Below are 10908 nucleotides of genomic sequence, written 5' to 3' on the forward strand. Positions count from 1 at the left end.
TCTCTTCCGGTGCCTCCGCGGCCCCTCCGGTGGCGTCGGCGCTGCCCACGTCGCCGGTGGCGGCCGGGTGTCAGCCGGCGTCGGTAAGAGGCACGCCCAGCAGGTCCTCGAGCTGGGAGACCGTCTGCTCGGGCTGCACCGCGTGCACACCCGCGAAGCCGAGCTTCTCCGCGGCCCGCACGTACTCCTCGGTGTCGTCGACGAATACGCACTCCTCGGCCGACAGGTCGAGGAGCTTCAGCATGACCTGGAAGAGTTCCGGGTCGGGCTTGCGCATGCCGTGGTACTCGGAGATGACCACGCCGTGGTAGAGGGTTTCGAGCTCGTAGCCGTCGTACAGGTTCCAGGGGGTGAGCCCCACCGAGTTGGACAGGATGCCGACCTTGATCCCGGTGCGTTTCGCCGCGGCGGCTGCGTCGATCAGGGCCTGCTCGGGCCGCAGGTCGGCGAAGAGCCTGCCCATCAGGTTGTCCGGGGAGACTCCGAGCTTGGTGGCGGCGGCCTGGTTCCATTCGGTCTGGGTGAGCGCACCGCGCTCCAGCTCGTGGGTGAGCCGAATGCCTTCCGCGTCCATGTACAGCGCCCTGATGCACGCTCCCTGCTCCAGTCCTTCGCGCTGTTCGAAGGCCAGCACGGCCGGCAGCAGCGGCGTGGTGAGCACCCCGCCGAAATCGAGGACGAGGCCGGTGCGGTGATTCATGCAGGAACTCCAGCAGTACGGGTGTCGGGGTGACGGGCCGGGGCGGCGGACGTGCGCGCCGGCGAAAGGGGCGTGACCGGGTGGCGGTCAGCCACGGATGAAGGAGCGGACGACGTGGGCGCTCTGCCTCGGGGCGCGGTCGCGGTCGAACAGCCCGAAGGGGACGGTGTAGCCCTCCAGCCATTCGTAGTTCTCCACGCCCGTCCAAAAATGCACGCCTGCGATGTCCATGCCGGCCGCGAGGGCTTCGCGGACCTGTTCGAGGGCGTCCGGCAGGTAGGCGGCGCGCTCGGTGTCGTCCTTGCCACCGAGGCCGATCTCGGAGACGAGGAACGTCCGTCCCGGCAGCTCGGCGTGCAGACGCGCCAGGACCTCGCCCAGGCCCGGCGCCCAGGACGCGTATCCCTGGGGTCCCACGCCCACGGGGTGGCCGGCGGGGTAGGGCAGGAGGTCCGCCGCGGCGTTGACCGCCGCAGTGAAGTAGTAGCTGAAGCCGTACTGGTCGAAGGCGTCCTCGTAGCGCGGCGAACGAGCCATGTTCAGCCACGTGCCCCACAGCACGGCGTCGACGAGAGCGGTCGCCGCCGCGGCGTCGGCGCTCGCGTCCGCCGGGTGCAACGACACCAGGGCCTCGTTCGTGGAGGTCGGCTTCCCGGTCTGGCGCAGCCGGAGCGCGGCCTCGAACTCCGCCTCGTGAACCGCCTGCAGAACGGTGAGGAACTCCTCCTGGGACGTGTGCCCGGGAGGGAACGTGCCGCGCAGATAGGCCTTCTCCGCGTAGCCGGCCGGATTGCTGACCGGCATCCAGCCGTCGACGAGGTCGCCGAAGGTCTCGGCGACGAAGTCGACGTGCCGGGCCCACGCGGCTGCGGCCGTCGGGGCGAGGAACCCACCCTCGGCCGCGAACCAGGCGGGCAGGGCGGTGTGCAGCAGGCACGCCCACATGGTCATGCCGGCCCGGCGCCCGGCCCGGAGGATCTCCCGGTAGTGCTCGACCGCCCCCTGGTCGCGGTGCCCGGCCCTCGGCTCGATCCGGGCCCAGTCGAGGGACATCCGGTACTCGCCGAAGCCCCAGTCGGCCAGGAGGCGGAAGTCGGAGGCGTACACCGTGTCGAAGCCGTTCCCGGCGCCACTGCGCGGGGCCTTGCCGGCCTCCTCCCAGCTCCACCAGTTGTCCGCCGGCGTCGCGCCCTGGCTCTGGGTGGCCGAGCTCGCCGTTCCCCACCGGAAGCCAGGGGGAAAGCCGCTGGGACCCGAGGCGGACGGCGGGGCCATGCTGGTGCTCCTGAACGGTCTCGAAGGGGTGGTCACGTAGGCGTGGGGCGACGGAGCGGCCCGCAGGCGCTCGGCGGCGGCGCCACGTCCGAGGTGACCGGACTCCCACAAGTTGATCTCTCGTCGAAACGTATCATCGACCGTCCCCAGCGCCCCCCGCAGGCCCCAGCCGCCGGAAAGGCCTCAACAGCAGCCCTCCGGCCGCGGAAAGGAGCGCTGCGAAACGGCCCGCGACGCGACCGGCCTGCGACGCTACCGGCCCAATGCAGGGGACAAGGCGAGCCTTTCGCGAGGCGGGGGCGCTGCGGGCCGGTGGTTCCGGCGTAAGCGTTCTGGATCACGAACCTAGGCGGCGCCCGCCACCGGCAGAATCCCTCCACGGCCGGGTGCAAAGGCGGACTCGGCGCCGCCCTGACGGTGGAATCGGAAGACCTTGGTTCGGGGGAGCGGATCGAAGCGGATGGGCTGCCGCTCCACGGTGCGGTGACACACCGTCAAAACCGGTTCCGCTCCTGCCTGCCCGGTACTGCAGCGACACGAGCCGCGTCGCGGAGCTCGTGAACCCTCGGGCCGGGCAGGCCTACCTCAGGGCCGGCTGTGCACGCCGTCCTCACCCGTCGAGGCCGGCACGAGGTCGCTCCTTCGGGACGAAGGCCACCTTGAACATGTGGGGCCAGAACTTGCCGGTGAGCAGGAACTGGTCGGTGCCCGGTACGGCGGCGATGCCGTTGAGCGCTTGGGCTCTGCGCCGTTCGGCCGGCTTCAGCAGCCCGGTGGCGTCGATGTGGGCGGTGACGGTGCCGGTGTGCGGATCGATGCGCACGATCATGTCCGTGGGGTAGACGTTGGCGTAGAGGGAGCCGTCGGGTGCGCATTCCAGCTCGTTGAGGTGCGTCACGGCCCGGCCGTCGTGGCGCACACCGATGCTGTCCGTCGCCTCGAAGGTGGAGGGGTCGCGAAAGGTGAGCCGGTCGGTGCCGTCGCTCATCACCAGCTGTTCCCTTCCGGCAACGCGTCGGTGGCAGAGACCCCACCCCTCACCGTCGTAGGTGACACGGCGCCGTTCCGCGAGGGTGGTGGGGTCCCGTTCGATGGCGATGCCGTCGCGCCAGGTGATGTGCCACAGCCTGTCGCCGGACACGGTGATGGCCTCGCCGAACAGAGGGGGTGACAGGTCGGCGTACAGGGTGGGCGGTTTGCCCGGTGTTCCGGCGCGCACCGAGGACCGGCCGACCAGACCCGTGCTTTCGTAGAGGGTGCCGCCGCGGAACTCCAGCCCTTGGGTGAAGGCTTGCGGGTCGTGAGGAAGGATTTCCTGCGTTTCGACGCGCAGCACCTGGTGGGGACGGGAGCCAAGGGGCGCTTGGCGGCTGGGCGAGCTCACAGCGTCGAGCGCGGACGCCGACGCCCGGGTGTCGGCCAGGGCGTGGCCACGCCCGGCGGACAGGGTGGCTGTTCGCGCGGCGCTGTCAAAAGGACCAGGGCCGCACGCCCCCATGGCGCCGGGGAGCAGCGCCCCGGCCAGTACCGCCGCCACGACCCTCCAGGGTGGGCTGCCCGGTGCGGTCCGCTGCGTGCGCGTGGCGCCGCCCAAGAGCTTCATGCCTCCGCCGTTCGCACGACCGGGCCACCGCCATGGGTAGCAGTGGCCCGGTTCGGAAGGGTCGTTGTCAGTCGGTCGTCGTGAAGCTTTGGTTCGTGGTGTTGCTGGCCCCGGGGCTCTTGATGTTGTTGTTGATGGCGATGTTGTTGAACATGGTGAAGACGCCGTTGAGGTTGACGGGCAGGATCGATCCCCCGCCGCCGTTCCCCCCGCCGCCGTTCCCGCCGTTGCAGGTGCCGCCGGTGACGGTCGTCGGATCGCTCGCGCTGGCCGAGTTGCTGCCGCCGCCGGAGACGGTGGCCGTGTTGGTGAAGGTGCAGGGTGCGGTGGTGGTCACCTCGACCGTGACGGTGATCGGGGGGTAGCCGGCGCCCGCCGCCAGCGCGTCGGTGCGCGTGCAGGTCACGGTCTGCCCCGAGATCCCGCAGGACCAGCCGGTGCCGGACGCGGACGTCGGCGTGACGCCGGCGGGGAAGGTGTCGGTCACGGTGACCGTACCCGTGGTCGGTCCCGCACCGGAGGCGTTGGACACGGTGATCGTGTACGTCCCCGTCCCGCCCTGGGTGAAGGTGCCCGCATGGGACTTGCTGATGCCCAGAACGGCCGCGGCGGCGTTGCAGGTGCCGCCGGTGACGGTCGTCGGATCGTTCGCGGACGATGAGGCGCTGCCGCCGCCGGAGACGGTGGCCGTGTTGGTGAAGGTGCAGGGTGCGGCGGTGGTCACCTCGACCGTGACGGTGATCGGGGGGGAGCTGGCTCCTCCCGGCAGGGCGGCGTTGCTCGTGCAGGTGACGGTCTGCGCGGAGATGCCGCAGGACCAGCCGGCGCCGGGGGACGCGGACGTCGGTGTGACGCCGGCGGGGAAGGTGTCGGTCACGGTGACGGTACCCGTGGTCGGTCCCGCGCCGGAGGCGTTGGACACGGTGATCGTGTACGTCCCCGTCCCGCCCTGGGTGAAGGTGCCCGAGTGGGACTTGCTGATGCTCAGAACGGGCGTGGCCACTTCCCCTGTGATCACGGTCGGGTCCTGATCCGTGTCCGCGGCGGAGCCTCCTCCGGAGACGGTTGCCTCGTTGGTCACGCTGTCCGGGGCGTTCGAGGGAACGTTGACGACCACGGTGATGGCGGGGAGCGTTTCACCCGGCCCGTACACGACCAGGGTCGTACACGAATTGCCACTGCACGTCCAGCCGCTGCCGGGAGCGCCGGCCATGCCTACGAGCTCAAGGCCGGCAGGCACATTGTCCGTGACGGTGATGGGCGTGTTGTTGGTGGCTGCATCGCCCGTGTTCGTGACGGTGATCTGGTATTCCTCCTGCTGCCCCCGCACGAAGTCCCCTGTATGGGTCTTCTCGATGGTCAGTACGGGAGTCTGCGGCGGCTGCGCCGCGTGCCCGGCCGCGGCCCCGGCGGCGAACGGCAGACCGATGCCGACGAGCACGCCCAGCGACAAGCGCGCCGTCCACCGCCTCAACGTGGGAAGTCTCATGAGGACTCATTCCTGTTCTGCACAGTGCCCCAGTGATGGGGATACCGGGCCCATCGGGAGGGGCCGGGATCAGGCATGTTGCCTCGACGGACAACGCGACCCCGCTGCGCAGATGACGGGGCGGAGAAGACTTTCACTCCATTGCTCAGGCATGCATCGGCTGAACGAGCGCATCGGATGCCACCGACGAACGGCTACCCGGTCCCCCGCTGTCCCGCCTGGCACCGCCACAATGACCTCGGCCATGGCCGCCCCCGCATGCCTGACCGTCCTGCGGGCCCGGGCCGCGAGCTCACGTTCCGGCTGAGTCGGGCCCCCACCCCCGGGGGCGTACCTACGACTCCGACTCCGGGGACGACTTCAGGGTGTCGGTGGGGGCGTCGCCGCCTGCGCTGCTGCCGGCAGGTTGTAGACGTGATCGGGGGTGATGACCTTGGTGATCGCGTTCCCGAAGGCCGTGCTCGGTGCCTCTTGCCGGGGGCCGTACGGGATGTCGCTGTTGAGCAGCACGACCAGGGTCGCCCGCTGCTCGGGCAGGTACAGGGTCAGGGACTGGTATCCCGGCAGCGAACCGTTGTGGCCGATCCAGCCCTGCACGTTGAAGATGCCCAGGCCGTAGTAGCCCGCGCCGGGCATGGTGTCGGGCGGGGACGCGAGCCTCTGCTGCTGCATCCGGGGGCTGATCATTTGCGTGCCGTCGGGGAATGTACCTGTGGCCACGGTCTTGGCCCACATCCGCAGGTCCCGCAGGTCGGAGATCATCGCGCCGGCGGCCCAGCCCCAGGAGGGGTTCCAGTCGGTGGCGTTCTCGATCTTCCCGGACTCCGTCTGCCGGGTGTAGCCCTGGGCGTGCGGGGTGGGGAAGGAAGCATCGTCCGGGAAGCTGGTGCGGTCCATCCTGGCAGGGCGCAGGATGTGGTCGCGGATGAATGCGGAGAGCCGCTGCCCGGACGCCTTCTCGACCACCAGCCCGAGCAGGATCAGGTTGGTGTTGGAGTAGTTGAACTGCTTGTTCGGCGGGAAGATCACCGGCTTCGGTGCGTCGAAGGCGTAGTCGAGCAGTTGCTGGGGCGTGAACTGGCGCTCCGGGTTGCTGGTGAGCGCCTTGAAGAAGGGCTCCGTCACGGTGTAGCTGAGCAGGCCGCTCCGCATGCCGGCGAGTTCTCGGAGGGTCACCGTGTCGCCGCCGGGGACGCCCTCGACGTACTTCCCGATGGGGTCGTCGAGGTGCACCTTTCCCTGCTGGGCGAGCTGGAGGACGGCCGTCACCGTGAACGTCTTGGTCTCGCTGCCGATGCGCGAGTAGAACTGCGGTCTCATCGGCTGCTTCGTGGCCGTGTCGGCGACTCCGAAGGCCCGCGTGTACTCGCCCTTACCGGGTGCGGATATTCCGACGATGGCACCCGGGACACCGGTCTCCTTCAGCACGTCCCGGATGGCTCTGTCCAGCTTGACGTCCATCGCGTCGTCGAGGACGGGGAAGCCGTCCGAGGGCGAAGGCCGCGCCGTGGCGGTCGGCTGCGGGGTGTCGGCAGCGACGCCGGGGACCGGCAGGGTGAGGAGGCCTGTCACGGCGATCCCCACGCAGGCCTTCCGGCACAGGCGCCGTCGTCTGTCGTTGTGGCTCACGTCGACCTCCTGCGCGGCCGGGACACCGCGTCCTCCCAGGTTAGGCGGGGCGGTGTCCACCCGCACGGCGGAACGGGTGCCCCTCGCCGAGGCCCGCTCAAGGATGCTGTGCGCGGCCCGTTGCGCCGCCGTCGACCGGGACGCGACGGTGATGACCGACGAGTTCCTTCGGGCGCCTTGGGTCCACCCCGTCACCGTGCACCTCGCGTTGCAGGCGCAGGTGGCCCACCGAAGGGCGTGGAGCCAGCGGCGTACAGGAGCAAGGAGCAGCACCGGTCGGTGAGGCCGGCCTACGCGCCCCCCGCGGAGCCACCCCCGTCGCCGAGGGCGGCCAGGACCCGGTCAGGGGTCAGGGGCAGCTCGCGCAGGCGCCGGCCGGTCGCCCGGCTCACGGCGTTGCCGATGGCCGCCGCGGCGCCGACGATGCCGATCTCACCGATGCCCTTGCTCCCCATCGGGTTGAGGTGCTTGTCGTGCTCGTCGATCCAGTGGGCCTCGATGGCGACGGGGACGTCGGCGTTGACCGGTACGTGGTAGGCGGCCAGGTCGCGTTCCGCGAAGTCACCGAAGGCCGGATCCAGGCCGCTGTGTTCGGTCAGGGCCATGCCCAGCCCCATCACCATGCCCCCGATGAACTGCGAGCGGGCCGTGCGCGGGTTGAGGACACGGCCGGCGGCGAAGACCCCCAGCATCCGGCGCACCCGTACCTCGCCGGTGACCGTGTCGGCCTGCACCTCGGCGAAGTGCGCCCCGAACGCGTGGCGCGCGTACGGGGACCTCTGCTTCGCCGACTGGGTGGTGTCCGCGGACGCGGAGAGCCCCGCGTCGGGCAGTGGCCCGTGGTGGCGGGCCAGCAGGTCGGTCAGGGCGGTGCACGCGTCGTGCACCGCCCAGCCCCAGGACGCCGTCCCGGTGGAGCCGCCGGCCACGGGGGCGGCCGGTAGCGCGCTGTCGCCGAGCGACAGCGAGACGGCGTCGAGCGGGACCCCCAGCGCGTCGGCGGCGATCTGGGAGAGGACCGTACGGGCGCCGGTGCCGATGTCGGTGGCGTTGACCTCGACGAGGTAGCTCCCGTCCGGTCGGGCGTGGGCCCGGGCGCCGGCCGGAGCGATGTACACGGGGTAGGTGGCCGCTGCCACGCCGCTGCCGATGAGCAGCGGCCCCTCCCGCCGGGGCTGCCGGCTGCCGGCCCAGCCGAAGCGGTCGGCGCCCTCGCGCAGACACTCCACGAGGTGGCGGCTGCTGAAGGGGCGGCCGCTGTCGGGCTCGGTGGCCGCGTCGTTGCGTACGCGCAGCTCGACGGGGTCCATGCCGAGGGCGTCGGCCAGCTCGTCCATGGCCGACTCCAGCGCGTACATGCCGGGCGTCTCGCCGGGGGCGCGCATCCAGGACGGGGTGGGCACGTCGAGCGCCGCGACGCGGTGCGTGGTGCGGCTGTCCCGGACCGCGTACATCACCCGCGCGGGTACGGCGGCCTGCTCGACGAACTCGCGCACCCGCGAGGTGTACGTCGTGACCTCGTGGCCGAGGGAGGTGAGCGTGCCGTCGGCGAGGGCGCCGAGCCGGACGCGGTGCAGGGTGGGAGCGCGGTGGCCGACGGTGGCGGCCATGTGCTGCCGGGGCAGGGCCACGGTGACGGGGCGCCCGCAGTGCCGGCTGGCCATGACGGCGAGGACGACGTGGGGACGCGGCGTGCCCTTCGAGCCGAAGCCGCCGCCCACGTGCTCGGCCAGCACCGTGACCCGCTCCTCGGGCAGCCCGAACAGCCCGGCGAGGACGGCGCGCACCACCGTGGTGCCCTGGCAGGAGTCGTGGACGGTGAGGTGGCCGCGCCCGGCGTCCCAGTCCGCGGTGGCGGCGTGCGGCTCCATCGCGTGGTTGTGCAGCGGCGGCACCGCGTAGCGGACGTCGATCCGTACGGGCGCGGCGGCGAACGCCGCGTCCGGGTCCCCCTGTTCGCGGTGCGCGGGGTAGCCGCCGTTGGCCTCCTCCGGGGTGTACAGGCCGGGGTGGTCCTCGCGCAGTACGACGTCGTGCGGCTCCGCCTCGTAGGTGATGCGCACCGCGTCGGCGGCGGCGCGGGCCCCCTCCAGGGTGTCGGCGACGGCCAGCGCCACGTACCAGCCGCGGTGCGGTACCCGCAGGTCCTGGAGCAGCTGGAGGGTGGGGTCGTCGGAGGGGCCCAGGCGCGGTGCGTCGTACGGCGTGAGGACGCCCAGCACGCCGGGCAGCGCCAGGGCGGCGGCGGTGTCGACGGCGGTGATCCGGCCGCGGGCGATCGTCGCGGGCACCGGCCAGGCGTAGGCCCGCCGCGGCAGGTGCCGTTCGGCGGCGTACAGCGCGGTGCCGGTCACCTTCTCCCGGCCTTCGCGCCGTGGGACGGGGGCGCCGAGCAGGGCCTCGGCGGCGGTGTCGAGGGTGGCGGAGGCGGAACTCATCGTGGGTCCTGTGGTCCTGTCCTGGGGTCTGTGGAACCGGGATGCGCGGAACCGTGATGCGTGGAACCGGGGTGCGTGGAACCGGGATGCGCGGAACCGTGATGCGTACCGGCCAGCGTGGCGATGGTGTCGCAGGCGAGGTTGCGGGCGAGGGGGATCTTGTACGCGTTGTCGCGCAGCGGCTCCGCCCGGGCGAGCTCGGCGTCGACCGCCGCGCGCACGGCATCGGGACGCGGCTCGGCGCCGGTCAGCCGCGCCTCGGCCGTGGTGGCCCGCCAGGGCCGGTGGGCGAGGCCGCCGAAGGCGAGGGCGATCCGGCGCACGAGGCCCGAGCCGGGGTCGAGGTCCAGTACGACGGCGACCGAGACGAGGGCGAAGGCGTACGACGCGCGTTCGCGGGCCTTGCGGTAGGAGGAGACGGCGCCGGGCGCCGGGGCCGGCAGCAGCACCGCCGTGACGATCTCTCCCGGGCGGACGACGGTGTCCTGCTCGGGGCGGTCGCCCGGCAGCCGGTGGAACTCGGCGGCCGCGACCGTACGGGTGGCGTCGGGTCCCCCGTACAGCTCGACGTCGGCGTCCAGCGCGGCGAGGGCCACGGCCATGTCGGAGGGGTGGGTGGCGATGCAGTACGCGGAGTGGCCGAGGACCGCGTGGTCGCGGTGGACTCCGTCCCGGGCCCCGCACCCGCTGCCCGGTTCGCGCTTGTTGCACGGCTTGGAGAGGTCCTGGAAGTAGGCGCAGCGGGTGCGCTGGAGCAGGTTGCCGCCGGTGGTGGCGACGTTGCGCAGCTGCCCGGAGGCGCCGGCGAGCAGGGCCTGCCCGAGCAGCGGGAAGCGGGAGCGCACCCGGGGGTCGGCGGCCAGGTCGCTGTTGCGGACGGTGGCACCGACGCGCAGGCCCCCGTCGGGGAGGTCGGTGATCTCGTCCAGGGGGAGCCGGGAGATGTCGATCAGGGCGGTGGGGGTCTCGACGCCCAGTTTCATCAGGTCCACCAGATTGGTGCCGCCGGCCAGGTAGCGGGAACCGGGGTGCGCGGCGTGGGCGTCGGCGGCCTCGCGGAGGCCGGTGGCGCGTACGTAGGTGAAGGGCTTCACACGATCACGTCCGCATCCGCACCGGTCCTGGTGGCCGCGGCGTCGGCGGCGGCCTCGGCGACGGCCCGGACGATCGCCGGGTAGGCGCCGCAGCGGCACAGGTTGCCGCTGAGCCGCTCCTGGATCTCCTGCGCGGTCAGCGCGGCGGCCCCTGCCCGGGCACCGGCGGCGGTGACGCGCGACGGGGCGCCGGCGGCGGCTTCGCGCAGGGCGCCGACGGCGGAACAGAGCTGGCCGGGGGTGCAGTAGCCGCACTGGAAGGCGTCCTGCTCGATGAAGGCGCGCTGGAGCGGGTGCAGGGCGCCGTCGGGCCCCGCGAGGCCCTCCACGGTCGTGACCGCGCACCCGTCGAGGGCGACGGCGAACAGCAGACAGCTGTTGGCGCGCCGGCCGTCCACGAGGACGGTGCACGCCCCGCACTGCCCGTGGTCGCACCCCTTCTTGGCGCCGGTCAGGTCCAGGTGCTCGCGCAGGGCGTCGAGGAGCGTGACGCGGTGGTCGAGGTCGAGGTCGCGACGGGTCCCGTTGACGCGCACGCTCACGCGCGAGCGGGTCCCGCCGGCGGACCCGCCCTCCGGCGTGCCGTGCGCCGGCCGGGGCGGCGGGTCGGATACGTGGGCCACGACGAGCTCCCTGTCGTCCGCTGGGGGAGGGACGTCCACCCCCTGCCCAGCCTGTCC

Annotated in this window: 8 protein-coding genes; all 8 read right to left on the reverse strand. The window is 72.3% G+C overall.

All coding sequences use genetic code 11. From position 1 onward, the window contains the following. Nucleotides 1–70: 70 nt before the first annotated feature. On the reverse strand, nucleotides 71–700 hold the full coding sequence (locus EF918_RS11420) for an HAD-IA family hydrolase (RefSeq protein ID WP_125644421.1): 630 nt from the start codon (nucleotides 698–700) through the stop codon (nucleotides 71–73). Nucleotides 701–787: 87 nt separating this feature from the next. Then, entirely contained in the window at nucleotides 788–1975 is a 1188-nt protein-coding gene (locus EF918_RS11425; RefSeq protein WP_125644423.1) for a family 1 glycosylhydrolase, read from the reverse strand. Between the two features lie 610 nt (nucleotides 1976–2585). Further along, nucleotides 2586–3578, reverse strand: a complete 993-nt coding sequence (locus tag EF918_RS11430; RefSeq protein ID WP_312847826.1) for a glutaminyl-peptide cyclotransferase — start codon at nucleotides 3576–3578, stop codon at nucleotides 2586–2588. A 67-nt stretch (nucleotides 3579–3645) separates the two neighbouring features. Next, nucleotides 3646–5067 (reverse strand): DUF11 domain-containing protein, encoded by a 1422-nt coding sequence (locus EF918_RS11435; RefSeq protein WP_125644425.1) that lies wholly within the window; start codon nucleotides 5065–5067, stop codon nucleotides 3646–3648. A 360-nt stretch (nucleotides 5068–5427) separates the two neighbouring features. Continuing rightward, a complete protein-coding gene (locus EF918_RS11440) occupies nucleotides 5428–6696 on the reverse strand; it encodes a serine hydrolase (RefSeq protein WP_125644427.1) in 1269 nt (422 codons plus the stop codon). A gap of 290 nt (nucleotides 6697–6986) precedes the next feature. Beyond that, nucleotides 6987–9134 carry a xanthine dehydrogenase family protein molybdopterin-binding subunit gene (locus EF918_RS11445; protein ID WP_125644429.1) on the reverse strand — a complete coding sequence of 716 codons (2148 nt, stop codon included), beginning with the start codon at nucleotides 9132–9134 and terminating at the stop codon, nucleotides 6987–6989. After that, nucleotides 9131–10228 (reverse strand): xanthine dehydrogenase family protein subunit M, encoded by a 1098-nt coding sequence (locus EF918_RS11450; RefSeq protein WP_125644431.1) that lies wholly within the window; start codon nucleotides 10226–10228, stop codon nucleotides 9131–9133. Before EF918_RS11450 ends, EF918_RS11445 begins: the two co-directional genes overlap by 4 nt. Next, nucleotides 10225–10770: a 2Fe-2S iron-sulfur cluster-binding protein gene (locus EF918_RS11455; RefSeq protein ID WP_260610079.1), complete on the reverse strand. Its 546-nt coding sequence runs from the start codon at nucleotides 10768–10770 to the stop codon at nucleotides 10225–10227. The genes EF918_RS11450 and EF918_RS11455 overlap by 4 nt, the downstream gene beginning before the upstream one ends. Between the last annotated feature and the right edge of the window lie 138 nt (nucleotides 10771–10908).

The sequence above is a fragment of the Streptomyces sp. WAC06614 genome, assembly GCF_003949795.1.
GTDB lineage: Bacteria > Actinomycetota > Actinomycetes > Streptomycetales > Streptomycetaceae > Streptomyces.

Bases quoted from the DNA above. Each gene is read 5' to 3' on its own strand.
- EF918_RS11445 (WP_125644429.1), bottom strand. From the start codon at position 9,134: ATGAGTTCCGCCTCCGCCACCCTCGACACCGCCGCCGAGGCCCTGCTC.
- EF918_RS11435 (WP_125644425.1), bottom strand. From the start codon at position 5,067: ATGAGACTTCCCACGTTGAGGCGGTGGACGGCGCGCTTGTCGCTGGGC.
- EF918_RS11430 (WP_312847826.1), bottom strand. From the start codon at position 3,578: ATGAAGCTCTTGGGCGGCGCCACGCGCACGCAGCGGACCGCACCGGGC.
- EF918_RS11425 (WP_125644423.1), bottom strand. From the start codon at position 1,975: ATGGCCCCGCCGTCCGCCTCGGGTCCCAGCGGCTTTCCCCCTGGCTTC.
- EF918_RS11420 (WP_125644421.1), bottom strand. From the start codon at position 700: ATGAATCACCGCACCGGCCTCGTCCTCGATTTCGGCGGGGTGCTCACC.